The sequence below is a fragment of the Bacillus sp. XB1 genome (assembly GCF_053557995.1).
In genome coordinates this window covers 220,364-240,641 of the sequence record NZ_JBNRIL010000003.1, presented here as the reverse complement: position 1 = coordinate 240,641, position 20,278 = coordinate 220,364, and the positions used below count along the sequence as shown (strand labels likewise).

Here is a 20,278-nt window from a genome sequence, read left to right as displayed (position 1 = left end):
TTAATTGAAAGAATATTTAGATTTAAAAAATATTTTATCATATAAAATAAAGTAGAAGTGAATTATTTTTTGAAATGGAGTTTTCCTGATTTTTCAGCAGACAGACAGAGTCTTTTTTTGATATGATAGGAAAAGTGATTTATTATAAGTAGTATTTAATATCTATAACATTTGAAAGGTGTGCAAGACGTGGAGAAACAACTTGCAGGCTTGCCGGTACACGTTCATTTCGTAACAGAAATCCGTGAAGGGGCGAGGAAGGAAACCGTTGCTTTTGAAGCAAATGGTCAATACTATGTAAAAGGTCAAGGTACATATGTAACATTCCAGGAGCCGAACGAACAAGGCGAAGTGAAAACAATTATTAAAATTCAAGATGAACAAGTTCTCATTATGCGTTCAGGTGCTGTTTCTATGCGTCAGACGCATGTGAAAGGTGAATGGACAACTGGTACGTATACGAGTGAACTTGGTACGTTTGCATTGCAAACAAAGACTGATAACGTTCTTTTTAAATGGTCGGATGAAAAGAAAAAAGGACAACTCTTCTTAACTTACGCATTGCTTCTAAGTGAACAAGAAGCTGGCAGATATACTATTACAATTAATTTGAAGGAGGCAAAATAATGAATTCCTTAGAACAAGTAAAAGGATTGATTAAAGAAGAAATTCAGGCTGCTGTATTAAAGGCAGAATTAGCGACAGAAGAACAGATTCCAAACGTTGTATTAGAATCTCCAAAAGATAAAACAAATGGTGACTTCTCTACAAATATGGCAATGCAACTTGCACGCGTTGCGAAAAAAGCACCTCGTATGATTGCAGAAGAACTAGTTGCAAACTTCGATAAAGCAAAAGCTTCTATTGAAAAAATCGAAATCGCTGGTCCTGGTTTTATTAACTTCTATATGGATAATAGCTACTTAACAGATTTAATTCCAACAATCGTAAACGCTGGTGAAGCTTACGGTGAAACGAATACTGGTAAAGGTGAAAAAGTACAAGTTGAGTTCGTATCTGCTAATCCAACAGGTGACCTTCACTTAGGACATGCACGTGGTGCGGCAGTAGGTGACACTTTATGTAACCTATTAGCAAAAGCAGGCTACGATGTATCTCGTGAGTACTACATTAATGATGCTGGTAACCAAATTCATAACTTAGCTCTTTCTGTTGAAGCTCGTTACATGCAAGCTTTAGGCTTAGATAAAGAAATGCCTGAAGACGGTTACCATGGTGCGGATATCATTGGAATTGGTAAACGTTTAGCAGAAGAATTCGGCGATCGTTATGCGAAAGCTGATGAAAAAGAAAGCTATGAATTCTACCGTGAGTACGGTTTAAAATATGAATTAGCAAAACTTCAAAAAGACTTAGAAAGCTTCCGCGTTAAATTTGATGTATGGTTCTCAGAAACATCACTATACAAAAACGGAAAAATCGATCAAGCTCTTGCTGTATTAAAAGAGCGTGAAGAGATCTTTGAAGAAGACGGCGCAACTTGGTTCCGTTCAATGACTTACGGCGATGACAAAAATCGTGTATTAATTAAAAACGACGGTTCTTACACATACTTAACGCCAGATATCGCGTATCACCGTGATAAATTAGAGCGTGGTTTTGATAAGTTAATCAACATTTGGGGTGCTGACCACCACGGTTACATTCCTCGTATGAAGGCTGCTATTCAAGCACTTGGTTACGATAAAGACACGCTTGAAGTAGAAATCATCCAAATGGTACAACTATACCAAAATGGTGAAAAAATGAAGATGAGTAAGCGTACGGGTAAAGCAGTTACACTTCGTGAGCTTATGGAAGAAGTAGGCGTGGACGCAATGCGTTACTTCTTCGCAATGCGTAGCGGTGATTCTCATTTAGACTTCGATATGGACTTAGCTGTATCAAAATCTAATGAAAACCCAGTATACTATGCACAATATGCTCATGCTCGCGTATGCAGTATCCTTCGTCAAGGCGAAGAATTAGGATTAGCTGTAGATGGAGATGTGAACTATAAACTTGTTACTTCTGAGAAAGAAGTAGAGTTACTGAAAAAACTTGGTGAATTCCCAGCTGTAGTTGCGGATGCAGCACAAAAACGTCTGCCACACCGTATTACAAACTATGCATTTGAATTAGCAGCAACATTACACAGCTTCTACAATGCAGAAAAAGTATTAAACCAAGATAACTTAGAATTAAGTAAAGCTCGTTATGAGTTAATGAAAGCAGTACGCACTACACTTCAAAATGCATTAGCAATCGTAGGAGTATCTGCACCAGAAAAAATGTAATGAAGAAAAGCGGAAGCGGCTCGTTTAGAATAGGAGGGGGATGGAGCTCCTGACAGAGAGGTGTACTTTGCCTCGGAGGAAGGCGCGAAGCCACCGAGTATTCTAGCCGCTGGAACTGGACAATAAAGAAAAGCGGAGCCGATTGTTTAGTCCCGAAGGCTAAGGTTCTTTCCAACAGAAGATGCATTTTATCTTCTCGTGAGGAAGGTTCTTAGACAGAAGGGGCTAGGAGGCAGAGCTGGACATAAAGAAAAGCGGAAGCGGACTTTCGTTTTTAAATAAAAGGCAATCACACGATGTTGTGATTGCCTTTTTATGTGGAGATAATAAAAAAAATTTATCAAACAAAAGGGGAATTTGCGTCGTCTTATATAAATGACAGGAGGCTTATGATGGAAGAAAAGATAGAAGAATTAATTGATATATATAAGCAGCAAATATATTCCTTATGCTATAAGTTAGCGAAAACGAAAGAAGATGCGGAAGATATTTTTCAAGAGACGTGGATAAAGGTTTTTTCATCAAGGCACCAACTTTCTTATGTGGATAATTATAAAAAGTGGATTACTACAATTTGCGTTCGTACATTTTATGACTTTTACCGCAAGAAGAAAAGATGGAAAGATCGCGTCTTAGATTTATTTCATAAAGAAGATGGTGGAGAAATAGATTTCGCAGATGATGTGAATATATCAGAAGAATTTATTCAAAAAGTGGAAGCGGAAATGATACGGGAAGTTATACAGCTATTGAATGAAAAATATAAAACCGTGCTCGTACTCTACTATTATGAACAATACTCTTATAAAGAAATTAGCGAAATATTAAATATACCGATTGGTACAGTGAAATATCGCCTTAATTATGCGAAGAAGCAAATGCGAGAACATTTGGAGGGGTTCGTTTATGACAGAAGATAAATTTGAACAGAAGGTAAAGAGTAGCTTAGCAGAAGAGATAACTCCAAGCGAAGAGCTAATAAATAACACGAAGCAGGGCGTGCGAAAGGCTCAGAAGTTAGAGAGGAAATGGATGATTTGTATTCACACCATTTGGATTGTTTTGTTAACAATTGTTATAGAACAATTTATCACTCATTTGGATCATAAAATTCCTATGCTGATAGCAAGTGTGATTACGATGCACGTATACATTCCGATATATGTTGTAATACAGTCGTTTTTAAAGAAGGAGTATAAATTACATGATAGAGTTCGCTAATCCATTTGTAGTATTTGAGATAGCTGGGATTACAATGTTTTTGGCTTTTATAGCACTTTTAATATGTGTTGGGTCATGGGTATATACAGATGCTAAAGCACATCAAATGAGCAAAGGATGGAGTATTTTAGCAGTTATATTACCATTCTTTATTGGGTTTTTATTATATATGGCAAGAAGAAGTAAAAAGAAGGTTGAAGGAGAACGTAAGGTGAATTTTGTTAAAAAACAGAAAGTAACATTAGTTGCGATATTGGCAAGCACAATGTTTGTATTACTTAGTGGTTTTACTTTTGCACAAACGTTAGATGATGCGTGGAGAGCCGGAGATATATATTTAGCAAATGAGAAGCAAGGGAAAACAAGTTACGAGGCAAAATTCTCATCATGGGATATTGCCGGTAAGGATATTGAATTTCAGTATGAAAAGGATACAGAAGTGACATTTTCTTATGAGACAGATGCAAAACGAGGAAACTTATGTTTTAGTGTGTATGAAAGACAAGGAGAAGGTATAAAAGAGTTAAAGGAAATTTGTGAATCGAAAAAAGGTACTTTTACAGTTACTTTAAAAGCAAATGAGGAATATGTATTGAATATAAGCGGATTAAAAGTAAAAGATGGATTTGTAAAAGTGAATTGGGAAGAGAAATAAAAGGGTCCTATAAAGGACCTCTTTTCTATTGAATAGTATAAGTAACAGAAAAACTAACAGGACTATAGTAAACGTAAGGTGCATGAAATTGAACATACATATTTCCATCTGTTTTTGCAGTGAAAATTCGGCCGTAACCATCAGAATAACGTCCAATAAGGTTATGATTTGAGTCATAAACACTGTAACTAGGAGTTTTGCTGTTAGGTTGAATTGTTAACTCTTGTCCCTTTTGAAGGAAAACAGGTTCTTGTTCAGAACTACCTCCAGTTTGCAAAGAATAAAATTTTGTAAAGCTTTGTTCTTGAGCGGCAGCAGCGACTTTTGTTTCAGGAATAAACGCGGTAGCGCCGGTAATACCTGCTAAAGTTAACGCACCTGCTAAAATCATTTTTTTCATAATAGAAAAAGCCTCCTTATAAGTTGTAATCGGTATTGTTACAGTTAATATTGTATACGATAATGAGTAGGATAAAATATGCTTTTATGCATATATATTTTTTCTCAATAAAAGACCACTGATAAAAATCAGTGGTCTTTTATTGATTAAGCAGCTTTCTGTTCAGTTTGAGTAACAGGTTTTTGAAGCGAGTTATAAACACCTGTTCCGATAACGTCTAATGCCATTTTCATTCGTTCAGGTGAAATATTTTCTAATACGTTATCTTGAGGTGTATGGTATACCTTCTCAATATGATAGATTAATGGATTCCAACTATCGACACCCATCCAAATAAATAGAGCAGCAGGAATACCAGCTTCAGCAAATGGAACATGATCACTAGAACCGAATTTACCTTGTAGGACGAGGTCATTATTTAGTTGTTTACCTGCTTGCAAGGCAGCATCTGTTACAAAGTTTGTAGAGCCATCAGGTGTCATAGCGTATAAATTCTTTGCTTTATCATAATTTGTTGCAACCATGTCGGCGTTAAAGACACCTAAAATACGGTCGCGTTCTTTTTGGGATAGACTATTCACGTAATAATCCGAACCAAGTAATCCAGTTTCTTCAGAACCAAAGGTAATAAAGCGAATTTCTTTATCAGTTTCTACATTTTGAAAAGCACGAGCTAGTTCTAATACTAATCCAGTTCCAGAAGCATTATCATTTGCGCCAGGTGCTCCGACAACACTATCATAGTGCGAGCTTACAACGACTGCTTTTTCATTACCTGTACTCTTCTTTGGTTTCTTTTTGGCGATAACATTTAGAGATGTTAATTTAGATTCATGTCTCGCTTTTAGGGAAAGAATTGTTGTCCCCTTTTTAGCGATTTCTTCTTTAAATGCATTTCCTTGCGCATAAGCAAGACCAAAGACAGGGATAGATTGCTTTTTCATTAGGCGGGGATTGAAGGTTTGTCCATAATTTCCGCGTCCGCCAATTAAACTGTATAAAAGAACACCTTTTGCACCTTTGCTAACAGCATTTTCAACTTGTTTATTATAGTCGGTAACTGTCGTTCCTCTTTCAAATAAAACAATTTTACCGTTTACTTCATTTGGAATATCTTCTAATTTTGTCCCACCTTGAACAAAGATAAGGGGAGCTGTAACAGCTTCTGTAGAAATTAGTGCATTAGGAGCAGCACCAGCTTGCCAATTACGTTTTGTTGATAGGGGTGATTCAATGAATCCAACGTATTGATCGGGCACCTGAAATGGTTGATATTCTACTTCATAGCCCATTGATTTAAGCTGCATACCAATGTAACGAGAAGCCCATTCTTCGGATTTTGTTCCACCGGGGCGAGGACCAATTGTTTCAGATAAGAAACGAACATGTTCAATCGCGCGGTTTGGATCAATCTGTTTTGTAATAGATGGAGTTTGTGTAACCTCTGACGTGGAATCCGCTTTTGCTTGCCCAATTGGAGCTAAGCTAACAGCAAGTGATACAGCAAGCAAAGAGCTTACTATTTTTTGTTTCAATGATTTTCTCATTTTTTCCTCTCCTATTCTTCTATTCTCTCTGACTGACAAAAGAAGACGGATAATGACTTTATTTTACCTTCACACCTTTTATTTTTCAATATTCTGACATTGAGAAATAAAAAAACGATATATGCATATTTGCATATTTTTGAGGGAGATATGTATGCTATCATTTTAAACGAAGGTTCGCTTTCTACTCTGAAAGCTCCTACATTGCATGAATCTAGTGTACCCAAACTTTAGATTATGTAGAGGAATGGAACCACTGTAGGGTTTCATTTCTCATGTTTGAATCAGTTGATGGTAATTATGTTTCCGCATTTCATAATTATTATCAGTGATATATGTAAGGCATCCATATGAAAATAAGAGGCTGTTCAAAGGTTTTCCGTACTTTTGGGCAGCCTCACCCCGTTAAAAGGACGATACTTTATGTATCGTCCTTTTTGTATAAAAAAACATCCAATCAATTGAGAGATTGATTGGATGTGAAAAAATTATTAATAATTTTTTTTGCGTTTTGTAGCTAAAATACTTAATAATCCAGCTAGTAGAAGAACAATACCTACTGTTTGTGTAGGGTCTTCTTTATGACCTGTATTTGGAAGGTGTTTATCCGTATTTCGATCATCTTGCTGTTTGTTATCTGTTTTATTCGATGTTTCTTCGGAAGTTCCGTTTTCGTGTTTCTCAGGTGTTTCATTATTTTGTTCTTCAGAAGTTCCGTTTTCGTGTTTCTCAGATGTTTCATTGCCTTTGTTTTCTTCTTTATTTGGAGGAGTAATTGGCTTGTCATCTCCACCTGAAGAAGATTCAATTTTTTTATTTGAAACTGTAATTTGTAGTGGCTTAGCTTGGGCTTTATCAATTGTAAAGTTTATTGGTGATGCATCTAATTGATAGCCTTTAGGAGCCTTTGTTTCTACTAATTGATAATTACCAGGTTTCAAATCATTTACGATTACTTTTCCGTGTTGATCTGTTTTTAAACCTTCTCGGATGATTTTTCCATCTTGGTCTAAAATATTGAAAATGGCACCTTCAAGTGTTCCATGGTGATCAATATCAACTTTAGTTAACTCAATTGAACCTGTTGTTAAACTATTTAAAGCTGTAACAGAGGTAACCTGAGATTGTCCTTTCGTAATTGTGAAAGGAATTGGTTTAACGTTTAAATCATAGCCAGTTGGAGCTTTCGTTTCAATGAACTGATAATCTCCTGGACGTAAATCAGAAACTGAAATCTTCCCATCTTTATCAGTAGTTAAATCAGTGCGAACAATTTTACCTTTCGCATCGATGATGTTAAACACTGCATCAGAAAGTTTTGTATCTGAATTTATATCATCCACTTTTATTAATTCTACAGCACCCTCAGTTAAGCTATTTGTAGCAGTAACTTGGAGCTTTTCTTTTTGGCTTTTCTTAATTGTAAAATTAATAGGTGTACTATCTAATTTATAGTGTTTAGGAGCTTTCGTTTCAACAAACTGATAGTCCCCAGGACGTAAATCAGAAACAGAAATTTTTCCGTGTACATCTGTTGTAAGCTCAGTACGAATGTCTTTACCATTCATATCAGTAATTTTAAATACCGCATCTTTAAGAGCAGTACCATCTACATCATCCACTTTAGAAAGTTCCACAGCGCCTTTCGTTAAGCTATTTGTAGCTGTAACGGAGATAGGATCAGCTTGGCTCTTTGTAATTGTGAATGGAATTGGCTCTTTGTTTAAATCGTAGTGTTTCGGAGCCGTTGTCTCGATGAATTGATAATCACCAGGACGTAGGTCAGAAACGCTAATTTTACCTTGTTGATTCGTAACAAGATCTTTGCGAATTACAGTGCCATTCATATCCACAATTTTAAATACTGCGCCTTCAAGAGTAGTGCCATCGACGTCATCCACTTTAGAAAGTTCCACGCCGCCTTTTGTTAAACTATTTTTCATAGTAACGGTAGCAATATCTTTTTGGCTTTTTTCAATTGTAAATATAATTGGTTTTTTGTCTAAATCATAGTGTTCAGGGGCCGTTATTTCAACGAATTGATACGTACCAGGACGTAAGTTTTCGATAACGATTTTACCTTCACTGTTTGTTTTTAAATCTGTTTTAAGTACTTTGCCATCTTGATCTAGTAAATTAAATACCGCATCGGCAAGTTTTGTTTGAGTGGTTAAATCATCAACTTTAAGTAATTCGATACTACCTTGTTTTAAGCTATTTGTAGCAGTTAAAGAAATAACTTTCTTCTGTCCTTTTTCAATAGTGAATTTGATTGGTGTTTCATCTAAAACGTAATGCTTAGGAGCTTTCGTTTCGATAAATTGGTAATCACCAGGACGTAGGTCGTTAATTTCGATTATTCCTTGTTCATTTGTAACAAGGTCTTTATGAACTACATCACCGTTCATATTAACAATTTTAAATACTGCATCTTTAAGAACAGTGCCATCAATATCGTCTACTTTAGAAAGTTTAACTGCACCCTTTGTTAAAGCATTTGTAGCAGTGATATGAAGAGTTTCAGTTTGGCTCTTTTTAATTGTAAATACGATAGGTTTTTTATCTAAATCGTAATGTTCAGGAGCAATTGTTTCAACGAATTGATACGTACCAGGACGTAGATTTTCAACAACAATTTTACCTTCAGCATTTGTTTTTAAGCCTTCTTCCACTAGCTCACCGTCTGCATCTAATAAATTAAATACGGCGTTAGAAAGTTTTGTATTTATATCAATATCGTCAATCTTTGTTAGTTCAACGCTACCTTTTTTTAAAGCATTTTTGCCTGTAACATTGATCTCTTTCGTTTGACTTCTTTCAATTGTAAATGGAATCGTTGTTTCATCTAATACATAGTGCTCAGGAGCTTTTGTTTCAATGAACTGATAGTCTCCAGGGCGTAAATCAGAAACAGAAATTTTTCCGTTTTTATCTGTAACAAGATTCGTATGAACTTCCTTACCATTCATATCCACAATCTTAAAGATTGCACCTTCGAGCATCGTACGATCGATGTCATCAATTTTTGTTAATGTTACTGCACCTTTCCTTAAACTGTTAGTAGCGGTAACAGTAATATTCTCTTTTTGACTTTTTTCGATAGTGAACGGAATAGGGTCTTTGCTTAAGGTATAGTCTTTTGGAGCTTTTACTTCAATAAATTGATAGTCTCCAGGACGTAAATCAGAAGCAGTAATTTTACCGTTTTTATCAGTCGTTAAACCTTTGCGAATTACCTTTTTAGTATCATGAGCGTCAACGATTATAAATTCTGCACCTTCAAGAGTAGTGCCATCAACATCATCAACTTTTGTTAAAGTGACGCCACCTGTAAGTAAACTATTTTTTACAGTAACAGGGATAGGAAGATCTTCCTTACTACCTTTTTTAATTGTGAACTTAATAGGTGTTTTGTCTAATTTATAATGTTCAGGGGCTTTTGTTTCGATAAATTGATAATCCCCTGGTGCTAAATCAGGAATAACTAATACTCCGTGATCATCTGTTGTTAAATCTTTCATAATTTCTTTGCCAGTTGGGTCTTGCAATGTGAATACAGCGCCGGCAAGAGCTTTACTACTTTCCACATCATCTTCTTTAATAAGTTTAACTTTTCCTTTCGTTAAACTATTTTTAAATGTAAGTGGAAGGAGTTTTTGTTGTCCTTTTTCGATTGTAAATTCAATTGGTTCTACATTTACATCGTAATAAGTTGGAGCCTTTGTTTCGATAAGTTTATAGTTACCAGGACGTAAGTCATCTACAACTAGCATTCCTTTATTATTCGTAACAAGGTCCGTACGAACATCTTCATTAGTATCTCTATTAACGATTTTAAATACTGCACCTTCAAGTGTTTCCTTTTCATCTGCAGCATTCACTTTTGTTAACTCAATACCGCCTTTTGTTAAGCTGTTTTTAGCGGTAACAGTAGCCTGAGTTGTTTGACTTTCTGTAATCGTAAATTTAATTGGTTTTGTATTTTTGTCGTAATACTTCGGTGCTGTTACTTCGATAAATTTATAATCGCCAGGGCGTAAGCCAGTAGCGATAGCTTTACCATCCGCACCAGTTTTTACATTTTCGCGAATGACTTTCTTTTCATCATTTGCATCAACAATTTTAAATACAGCACCTTCAAGAGCTGTACCATCGATATCATCAACTTTTGTTAATTCAACATCTCCTGGTTTTAAAGCATTTTCAGCTTTCACAAGTAGAGTTTCTTTCTGACTTCTATCGATTGTAAATTCAATAGGTTCTGCTCGTAAAACGTAATGTTCAGGAGCAGCTATTTCAATGAATTTATACGTACCAGGACGTAGGTTACTAACTTTAACTTTACCGTGTTTATCAGTAGTTAAGTTAGTGTAAGGGGAAACGTCATTATTATTTGTATCGACAAGCTTGAATACTGCACCTTCAAGTGGTTTTTTCTCACCAAACTCATCAACTTTTAATAATTCAACTTCGCCCGTTTTTAAGCTGTTATTTGCCGTAACAGTAGCAAGAGCTTGTTGGCTTTTATCAATTGTAAACTCGATAGGGTTTGTACTTAACGTATAATCCTTAGGAGCTTCTGTTTCGATAAATTTATAAACACCAGGCTCTAGATCTTTAATGGTAACTTTTCCATCTGAACCTGTTTTTATATTTTCACGAATTACTTGTTTCTCGTCATTCGCATCGACAATTTTAAATACAGCACCTTCAAGGGCAGTGCCATCGACATCATCGACTTTCGTTAAAGTGACACCACCTTTAATGAGGTGATTTGTCGCGGTAACAGTAAGTGCTTTCTGTTGGCTTTTTTCAATTGTAAATTTAAGCGGTTTTTTATCTATTTCATAATGTTCAGGTGCTTTCTCTTCAACAAACTGGTACTCTCCAGGAAGTAAATTTTTCGCTTCGATTTGTCCGTTACCATTTGTCGTTAATTTGGTATAACCAGGAATTCTTTTGTTATTTTGGTCCCGTACACTAAATACAGCACCTTCTAAAGTATTACCCTCTTTATCAACTTTTGTTAGGATAGCTGAGCCTCTAATTAAGCTGTTTTGGGCCGTTTTATTGATTACTGTTGTTTGATCTTCCTCGATTGTAAATTCAATAAGTCGATCATCTAATTGATAATGCTCAGGAGCCTTTATTTCTTTTAAATAGTAAGTTCCTGGTTTTAAATTATCTACAGTAATTTGCCCTTTATCATTTGTTGTTAATTTTTCGTGTTCTGAAATTATTTTTTTATCTTTATCAAGTAGTGTGAAAACGGCACCTTGCAGTGTGACGTTTTTATTCAGGTCATCAGACTTTGTTAAAACTACTTTACCGACAAACTTCTTATTTGCAAGTTTATATGTTGTAGTCTCTTGTGTACCAAGTTCAACAATTTTCCCTTGTTTTAAATCCCAGCTAATTACATAGCCTTCAGGAGCCTTTGTTTCTTTTAATAAATATTTATCGCGTTTTAAATTATTAAATTTAGCGATACCGTCTTTGTCTGTTGTAATTTTACGGATAACAGTTTTACCTGTACGATCGTATAAAGTAAATTCTGCCCCAGCTAATAGTGCGTTTTTATTGTCGTTATCTACCTTTATAATTTCAAGGTTTCCACGGCCTTTAGTAGCAGATCCTCCGCCTGAACCAGAAGACATTCTCACTTCAATCGTTTCAGTAGTTTCTGTGTTTTTAACTGTCAACTTATTGCCTGTGATTTTCGCTTTATTACTTACTTTTTCTTTATCGTCTGCATTAATAAGTGAGCGATATTCTAAAATATAAGCTCGATCAATTTTTTTCAAGAAGGCAATTTCGAAATGTTGCTTTCCGGTATTATTGTCTGTTGTTATTTTGAGTTTATAGTCTGTTCCTTCTTTTAATTCGTTTACTGTATCTTTTGTTAAATTTCCATATGGATCAACAGTTGTAGGATATAAGTGGAATGAATCTTCCACAATTACCTGATTTTCGGTTGGGTCATCTGTTACAACGGCATCTGCAATGGTTGATTGGCTTTCGTTAATTGCGATACTCCAATTAATATAGTTGTCGTCTTGCACAGCTTTTTTAGTAACGAAGCTGCCACCTTTATTTACTTGAGTGTCACCTGTAAGGGTGTTTACAATTTTAGAGCCATCTTTTAAATCTGCCTCGTTTTTGTAGGTGCCTTGGATAAGTTCACCATCAAGGCTTGTTTTAAAGATAATATAGTAAGGTGAATTAATTGATTGTTTGAAATGAACCTTTAGGGTGTTTTTATTGTTCTCTGTAGGTTCTTCAAGTTCATATTGCTCAGTTGGTACAGCATTACCAGGTTGTGCATTATTAGGATTTCCATTTAAAATCATATCGCGCACTTCAATGGATCCAGGCACTAACTTTTGTTTATCTTGTATGACGTCTATAACATAAGGATCTTTAATCTCAACATTATTATAGTTAAAGCCTATTATCCAAGTAATTTCCTTCGTTTGGGCGTTATAAGAACCGTATTTATAACCATTTGCTTTTGTGAAAGTATCAGGATCAAAATTAGCTTCAACCTTATTTGATTGTGGATTAGAATCCGTATCTATCCAAGATAGGTTACCTGTATTTTTAAATGAAGTTTTACCACTTTCTAGCTTTGTATAATCAAAGTCTGTCGTATATTTTACGACTAATGTCTTTGTCATATTAGACTGATACGTACCTATAAGAGTAATTTTGAAGCCTTTATCTGTTGTATCTAAAATATAGTCAGTCCCAGCCTGAAGGGTATAATTTCCGTCTTTAATTTCTAGTTTCTTATCTTTTAATTGTAATCCACCATGATCAAAGGTGTCCGTAATGATCGCGTTGTTTAATGGATAGTTGTTATTATTTACTATAATTGTCCAAGTTGTTGTTTTGTCTTTATAATTTGTTTCAGCTTTATTATTAGATTTAATAATATTTTGCTGCTTGAAGCTAGCTTCATTTTCTTTACTTGAATCATTATCAGCTGTAACTTTATTTTTTACTTTTCCATCTTCTATAACTTTATTAGTTGGCTTGGTTTTATAGGTAATCACATAAGCACTATTAATATCATCATTAAACTGTAAATCGAAGCCATTCTTCTTGTTACTTACAGTGTAATTATTAACAGCGTCTCCTGTTACAAGCGTTCCTTTTTCATTATATGAAGCGTTTTTTACAACAATAGAATTTGCATCTAGTTCGTGTGTATCGTCAAAAATATCTTTTAAAATCGCATCTGCTTTTTTGATCTCTCTTTGATCACCATTGTAAGTAATTGTCCACTCAATTGTTTGCGTCTTTGGATCATATTTACTTGTTTTATTTAAGTGTGTACCATGAGAAACCGTTACAGTAGAGCTTGCGTTTTGTTGCTTTTGATTATCACTCGTTATCGTAACGTTATTTCGGAAACTTTTAATATTTTCATCAGTAATTTTTGTGGCATATTCGATTTGATATGCTTTATTGATAGAATCTTTAAAAGCAATCTCCAATTTTGAGCCATCTGATGAAATAATATTGTAATCTGTTGGCTCAGCTTCTGCACCACGCGTTACATTCCCATTAACATCAACTTCTAAATAATAAACTTTAATAGAATCTTTATTTAAGTTTGTACCTTGTGGAATGTTATCTTTAAAAACAGCGTTTTTAAGGGTGTCTTGCGTTTTGTTCATCTCTACTTTCCAATTAATTTCATTTGTATTAATTGGTCTATCAGGTAATCCTTTTTTATTCGTAGCTGTTTGTACATTAGGCTTAAAGTCAACTGTAATAGAAACATCCTTATCTTTAATCGGGAAAGGAATTTCTTGTGTTGTTGTACCTTTAATTTCAGCTTTATTAAATTCTGTCTTTAATTGTAGGTTACCAGCAACATCTGGATGCTCTTCAACATAATCGTTGAATGTCATCGTGACTTTTCCATCTTTTGTAACAGTAAAATTACCAATTTGATGGTTTTCACTATCATATAAAGGACTGTTAATTGTATTGTAAATCTTAAAATGTTTAGGAAGATCAAAAATATAGTAATCTCCATTTTTCACATTCATTGACTTTAAAAGTTCCCATGTAAACTCAATATTGGCAGGGGAATCTGTACTTGGACGGTTATCCTCTGTAAATGGTTTTCCGTCTTTATCCGTCAACTTTACACCGGTTAAAATGTTTGTTGTTATTTGCTTTGGACCTGAATTTGTATTCTCAGCAGGGTCGCTTGATAGCTTTTGTTCTGGATTGTCAGTAGCAATTTTAGCTGCTAGGTTTTGTTCCGGATTATCAGTGGCAGTTTTAGCTGCTGGGTTTTGTTCCGGATTATCAGTGGCAGTTTTAGCTGCTGGGTTTTGTTCCGGATTATCGGTAACAGTTTTAGCTGCTGGGTTTTGTTCCGGATTATCAGTAACAGTTTTAGTTGCTGGATCTTGCTCCGGATTGTCAGTAACAGGTTTAGCTACTGGATCTTGCGCTTGTTTATTAGTATCCTGTTTGGTGCCATCTTCTTTAGAGTTTTCTACTTGAACAGGAACTGATATAGGCTGAACCATTGTTCCTAAAGGAAAAGCGATTTGAACTGATTTTTCCCCAGGTTTTAAAGTTGAGTTAAACACGGTATCAACTTTAATTTTTCCTTTAGCGTCTTTCAAATTTTCTACTTGATCATTAAATATTAATTTTAATTTATTATCTTTAGCTGTTATAAAATATTGACCAATATTTTTTTGATCTGTTACTAAATCCCCTTGCAAATCTTTAGATACTTTTAATGCAAGTGGTATTTGAACTACTGCTGTATCATTTGCGTGTGCAACTTGTTGATCCTTTATTGACCAAGCGTATTCTACTTGAATGGTTGATCCTATCTTTATTAAATTGTTAGGATTTTTTGATTCGTCAATAATATGATTCGTCGCATCTTTCATTTCAACAGTGTCAAATAAGGAATCTCCTGTTAAGGTTTCCGCTCTTACTTGATTGTATGGAAAACTAGCAAGTTGCGAAAATAGTACGAATACAATTAAACATACATTAAAAAGTTTTTTCATTTTTCCTCCTCTGAACATTCATTTGTCCATTGGGGACTTATTCCACATGAACAAATGGAATATTAAAAGTATTTGTTATAAGCTATTTATTTTTGTTATCCCTCCGTTTCTATACGCGTTCTCAGACAAACAGAATTATGTTCAAAGCAATATTATTTAACGTAAAACAAAATGTATATTTACACAGTTCTATGGAAATATACACAATTCGACAAAAAATGTCGAAAAAAATACTGATATAAATAATGATATCAGACCTTTATATGTGAGATAGTTTTCATGTATATCTAGTAAAAAAGAATGGTTATAAAGGTAAGTTTTACGATACATACTAACCAATGTAGTGTATCCCTTTGTGAAGGCTTATTTTTGCCTTAAAGTTATGTGGAAATAAAAATCTAGATAGGGTTGGTTTTGGTCAGAATGAAGACAATATGTACTTTGAAAATAGTCATTTATTTTGTCTAAAGAGAGTTGTGCGATTAGTGGACCGAAGTTGAAAGGTGATAGTTTCTTACATTGTTAGAGAAATATAAGGATTACAGAATATTCGACTAACACGTTACTGCGGTCATTTTTGAGCCTGTTTAAACAATAGGAAAGAAGGTGTTTTACTCCTTAGTTACAATATCTTTTTAGTAAAGATAAGCTTAAGTAACCTCCGCTAAAGATTATATACTTAAATGATAAAGAGTTCAACACTAGTTCACATATTTTCCCAAAAATAAAAAACGGCTGTTTTATGTGGAATAAATCTACAAAACAGCCGTTTTTGGTATTAGATTTCTGTTAAGATTATTGGTTCACCGCGTGTTACGACAACGGTATGTTCACATTGTGCAACAAGACTTTTATCTGGTGTAACGAATGTCCAACCATCGTCACCACGTTCAATAATATGATCAGCTTTCATAGAGATGAACGGTTCTACAGCGATAACAAGACCGTCTTTTAGAAGCGCATTATCCATTGGGTCATAGTAACTTAAAATGTGATTTGGTGCTTCATGTAAGCTAAGACCAATGCCGTGACCAGTTAAGTTTTGGATAACATTGTATCCACTTTTATGTGCGAAGTTTGAAACAGCACGACCAATTTGATTTTGTTTTGAGCCAGCTCTAACCTTTTTCATTGCTGCCCAAAATGCATCAACCGCTGCTTGGCAAAGTTTTTCTTTTGCCTCGTCTTCTCCAAGAACAAATGAAATGCCTGTATCTGCATAATAGCCATCAAGTGCAGCGGATACATCGACGTTTACTAAGTCGCCTTCTTTTAATACACGATCTCCTGGAATACCATGAGCAACTTCTTCATTTACACTAATGCAAGTTACACCTGGAAAATCATATTCTTTTTCAGGTGCAGAAATAGCACCATGCTCATCTAATACTTTTTTACCGATCAAATCAAGCTCTTTCGTTGTCATACCTGGCTTCGCTTGTTTTTTCATTTCTTCACGTGCAAGCGCAACGATGCGGCCGATTTTTCGTAAGCCTTCTAAATCTTGTTCATTACGAATAATCATGAAAACCACTGTCCTTCCTCGAATATATATCTTATCCGATTGTATCATGTTTATTTTCGTCCTGCTACTCGCTTGCGGTATGCAGGTTGATTCCTCTCATAAAGAATACATGACAATTGTCATATCGATGTCATGACGCATCATACTGTTTCCTAAGTTTTCCAAGGAATACAATGTAAATATAAGAAACAGCGGGGGTGGAGAGATGGAAAAGATTATTGAAGTAAATGATGTTTCTAAAACATTTAAACATAAAAACGCAGTAAATAATGTTTCATTTCATGTAAATAAAGGGGAAATAGTAGCGTTGCTTGGTCCAAATGGTGCGGGGAAAACAACGACGATGTCGATGATGCTTGGATTAAAGGAACCAACGGAAGGTAAGGTCTCTATATTTGGAAAGAGTCCAAAGCATAAAGATGTTCGTAATAGCCTCGGTGCGATGCTGCAAGAAGTAAGTGTCATTGATAGTATTACGGTGGAAGAGGCAATTGAGTTATTCCGTAGTTATTATACGAATCCTATAGAGAAAGAAACATTACTGCAGTTATCAAATTTAGAATCAGAGCGAAAGCAAAGATGTGAGAAATTATCAGGTGGGCAAAAAAGAAGGTTAAACTTTGCACTTGCACTTGCGGGAAATCCGGATTTGTTATTTTTAGATGAGCCGACAGTCGGAATGGATATTACGTCTCGAAGAACGTTTTGGGAAACGATTCGAAAGTTAGCAAGTGAAGGGAAAACGATTATTTTAACGACGCATTATTTAGAAGAAGCAGATGCTTTAGCAAATCGTATCTTATTATTTGCGAACGGAAAGATTATCTCAGATGGTACACCAGACGAAATGAAAGCAACGATTTCGAGAAAAACAATCACATTTTACTCAAAGGAAAGCATTCCTACAAAATTACTAAAGGAATTACCAAATGTAATAGAAGTAAAGTCAAACGAAGGCCGCTTCATTTTAACAACGGAGGATACGGATGCAACTTTAAAAGCCATTTATCAAAGGAGTTTACCTGTAACAGATGTTTCAGTTGAGCGTGGAAGTCTTGATGAGGCATTTGAACAATTCGTTGCAAATCAGAAGGAGGAAATCGCATGAGAGCGTTATGGATGCAGTGCAAAATAGAAATTTTACGTACATTCCGCAATAAATTATTTATCTTTTTCTCATTATTAATGCCTGTTATGTTTTACTACATTTTCACAAATGTTGTTCAAGTACCACAAAACGGAGATGCGTGGAAAGCACATTATTTAATTTCGATGGCAACTTTCAGTATTGTAGGGACTGCACTCTTTAGTTTCGGTGTAAGGCTTTCTCAGGAAAGAGGGCAAGGATGGACACATCTTCTAAAAATTACACCGCTTCCAGAGGGAGCATATTTAACAGCAAAAATTATCGCTCAAACAGTAGTAAATGCTTTTTCAATATTAGTTATCTTTATTGCAGGGATACTAATTAATCATGTTGAGTTAACGGTAGGGCAATGGATTGGTGCGGGGTTATGGTTATTGTTAGGGGTAACACCATTTTTAGCGTTAGGAACAGTAATAGGTTCCATTAAGAAGGCGGACGCAGCTGCTGGCTTAGCTAATATTTTAAATATGAGTTTAGCTATAGTTGGCGGGTTATGGATGCCGATTGAAGTATTCCCAAAAATATTAAGAACGATTGGTGAATGGACACCAACATACCATTTCGGAAGTGGTGCGTGGGATATTGTAGCTGGAAAATCAATTGGATGGGAAAATATAGCGGTATTAGGAGGTTATTTCCTTATATTTGTTGTAGTATCAATATATATAAGAAAAAGACAGGAAGCGGTATAAATGATAGAGAAGAAGAGGATTGAGATTTTTCCGAAACATATGGGATTCTTTCCGTACATGTGGTTTGTTTATCTATTATTTCCAATTTATCACTTAGCACAAGCATCAGGATGGAAGCTTGTGCTAGGGAGCGGTATGTTGATACTTTTTATTATCACATACCGTCAGCTTTATTTTGTTCAGAAGACGTTTATTTTATGGGCATGCATTCAAATGATACTCATTTTTTTATTTGCTTTATTTTATAATCCTTTTATGATATTTTTTGGCTTTTTCACAGCAAGTGCGATGGTATTTGCGCCGAATAAGAAAGTATTTCAAGTGCTGTTATGCTCGTTAGTTATAATGCTTGGAGCATTTGTATTTGTAAATATGAATCAACTAACACCAACAAGTTTAGTAAATATCGTCCCGATGTTTATTTTAATGCTTCTTACGCCATTTGGTATGCGTAATTTTAATCAGAAAAAGATGTTAAGAAATCAATTAGATGAGGCGAACGAGCAAATTAAAGACTTAGTAAAACGTGAAGAACGGCAGCGGATTGCAAGAGATCTTCATGACACATTAGGACATACGCTATCTCTTATTACTTTGAAAAGCCAGCTTGTAGAGAAGTTAATTGTGAAAAATCCGGAGCGTGCAAGTGTGGAAGCGAAGGAAATTACACAAACGTCTCGTACAGCCTTAAAACAGCTGAGAGAATTAATTTCTGATATGCGTATGATTACGGTAGAAGAAGAGCTAGAGCAAATAAAAGCAATCTTACAAGCAGCTAATATTGAATTAGAAGTGAGGCAAGAAGCAAGATCGAGCTCGTTATCACCAATTGAACAAAATATTGTCGGGATGTGTTTACGTGAGGCCGTTACAAATGTTGTAAAACATAGTAAGGCGACGCGGTGCGCAGTTTCTGTATTAGAATCACAAGGTGAACTAATTTTGAAAGTAGAAGATAACGGAATTGGTTTAACAGATCAAAATCATGATGGAAATGGTATTCGTGGCATGAAAGAACGAATTGCTCTTATTGATGGATTTGTTGAACTAGGTACAATCAATCCAGGGACGTTGTTAACAGTAAAAGTTCCAGTTGTTATTAGAACAGGAAAAGATGAGGTGAGGGCATGATCCGAATTATTATTGCAGAAGATCAGCGGATGCTTCGTGGTGCGTTAGGGGCTCTGCTTGATCTAGAAGATGATATCGAAGTAATTGGACAAGCGGCAAACGGGGAAGAGGCGCTAAAATTAATTGAATCGTTAAAACCGGATATAAGTATTATGGATATTGAAATGCCGATTCAAAGTGGATTAGATGTTGCTGAAGCGTTAAAGAAAGAAAAATCATCATGCAAAGTAATGATTTTAACAACATTTGCACGGCCGGGATATTTTGAAAGAGCAATGAAAGCTGGTGTGCACGGCTATTTATTAAAGGATAGCCCAAGTGAAGATTTAGCGGCAGCAATTCGTAATGTAATGAAGGGGAAACGAGAGGTCTCCCAAGATTTAATGTTTGGCTTATGGCAGGAGCAAAATCCGTTGTCAGATCGCGAAAAGGAAGTATTGTTGCTTGCGAAAGAAGGAAAGACGGCAAACGAAATTGCGAAGGCACTTTATCTTTCGCCGGGCACAGTACGTAATTATATTTCTGAAGTATTAACGAAGCTCGATGCGAAAAATAGAATTGAGGCAATTACAATTGCGGAAGAAAAGGGTTGGATATAAAAAGAAGGTTACCT

The 20,278-nt window shown here is 35.2% G+C and carries 13 protein-coding genes; 9 read left to right on the top strand and 4 right to left on the bottom strand.

Annotation, left to right across the window (positions count from 1 at the left end; translation table 11 throughout):
- The first annotated feature begins 189 nt into the window (after window positions 1-189).
- The 5 genes from ACK1U5_RS22380 (at window position 190) to ACK1U5_RS22360 (ending at window position 4,173) form a co-directional block, all read left to right on the top strand.
- Window positions 190-627 carry a DUF1934 domain-containing protein gene (locus ACK1U5_RS22380; RefSeq protein WP_000414867.1) on the top strand — a complete coding sequence of 146 codons (438 nt, stop codon included), beginning with the start codon at window positions 190-192 and terminating at the stop codon, window positions 625-627.
- Complete coding sequence (argS, locus tag ACK1U5_RS22375) at window positions 627-2,297, top strand: arginine--tRNA ligase (RefSeq protein ID WP_001086446.1); 1,671 nt, start codon at window positions 627-629, stop codon at window positions 2,295-2,297. The genes ACK1U5_RS22380 and argS overlap by 1 nt, the downstream gene beginning before the upstream one ends.
- A 392-nt stretch (window positions 2,298-2,689) precedes the next feature.
- Window positions 2,690-3,217 (top strand): RNA polymerase sigma factor, encoded by a 528-nt coding sequence (locus ACK1U5_RS22370; protein WP_050964604.1) that lies wholly within the window; start codon window positions 2,690-2,692, stop codon window positions 3,215-3,217.
- Entirely contained in the window at window positions 3,204-3,518 is a 315-nt protein-coding gene (locus ACK1U5_RS22365; RefSeq protein ID WP_000133820.1) for a hypothetical protein, read from the top strand. Before ACK1U5_RS22370 ends, ACK1U5_RS22365 begins: the two co-directional genes overlap by 14 nt.
- Window positions 3,502-4,173 (top strand): ECF-type sigma factor negative effector, encoded by a 672-nt coding sequence (locus tag ACK1U5_RS22360; protein WP_044585033.1) that lies wholly within the window; start codon window positions 3,502-3,504, stop codon window positions 4,171-4,173. The genes ACK1U5_RS22365 and ACK1U5_RS22360 overlap by 17 nt, the downstream gene beginning before the upstream one ends.
- Before the next feature lie 25 nt (window positions 4,174-4,198).
- Here ACK1U5_RS22360 and ACK1U5_RS22355 read toward each other — a convergent pair whose 3' ends face one another.
- From ACK1U5_RS22355 to map, 4 genes are all read right to left on the bottom strand, one after another.
- Window positions 4,199-4,573: a hypothetical protein gene (locus tag ACK1U5_RS22355; RefSeq protein WP_000738223.1), complete on the bottom strand. Its 375-nt coding sequence runs from the start codon at window positions 4,571-4,573 to the stop codon at window positions 4,199-4,201.
- Window positions 4,574-4,719: 146 nt separating this feature from the next.
- Window positions 4,720-6,120: a M28 family metallopeptidase gene (locus ACK1U5_RS22350; protein ID WP_001232225.1), complete on the bottom strand. Its 1,401-nt coding sequence runs from the start codon at window positions 6,118-6,120 to the stop codon at window positions 4,720-4,722.
- Between the two features lie 491 nt (window positions 6,121-6,611).
- The gene (locus tag ACK1U5_RS22345) at window positions 6,612-15,170 is read right to left on the bottom strand and encodes a SpaA isopeptide-forming pilin-related protein (RefSeq protein WP_448814838.1); all 8,559 of its coding nucleotides are present in this window, start codon (window positions 15,168-15,170) and stop codon (window positions 6,612-6,614) included.
- Between the two features lie 778 nt (window positions 15,171-15,948).
- Complete coding sequence (gene map / locus ACK1U5_RS22340; RefSeq protein ID WP_003313889.1) at window positions 15,949-16,743, bottom strand: type I methionyl aminopeptidase; 795 nt, start codon at window positions 16,741-16,743, stop codon at window positions 15,949-15,951.
- A gap of 157 nt (window positions 16,744-16,900) precedes the next feature.
- Here map and ACK1U5_RS22335 point away from each other — a divergent pair, with 157 nt between their 5' ends.
- Genes ACK1U5_RS22335 through ACK1U5_RS22320 form a run of 4 tightly spaced genes read left to right on the top strand, consistent with a single transcriptional unit; the run spans window position 16,901 to window position 20,264 of the window.
- Complete coding sequence (locus ACK1U5_RS22335; protein ID WP_000411110.1) at window positions 16,901-17,803, top strand: ABC transporter ATP-binding protein; 903 nt, start codon at window positions 16,901-16,903, stop codon at window positions 17,801-17,803.
- Window positions 17,800-18,534 (top strand): ABC transporter permease, encoded by a 735-nt coding sequence (locus ACK1U5_RS22330; protein ID WP_001202431.1) that lies wholly within the window; start codon window positions 17,800-17,802, stop codon window positions 18,532-18,534. Before ACK1U5_RS22335 ends, ACK1U5_RS22330 begins: the two co-directional genes overlap by 4 nt.
- Window positions 18,535-19,665, top strand: a complete 1,131-nt coding sequence (locus tag ACK1U5_RS22325) for a sensor histidine kinase (RefSeq protein ID WP_113710547.1) — start codon at window positions 18,535-18,537, stop codon at window positions 19,663-19,665.
- Window positions 19,662-20,264, top strand: coding sequence for a response regulator transcription factor (locus ACK1U5_RS22320; RefSeq protein WP_000619245.1), 603 nt, complete (start codon window positions 19,662-19,664; stop codon window positions 20,262-20,264). The genes ACK1U5_RS22325 and ACK1U5_RS22320 overlap by 4 nt, the downstream gene beginning before the upstream one ends.
- The last annotated feature ends 14 nt before the right edge of the window (window positions 20,265-20,278 follow it).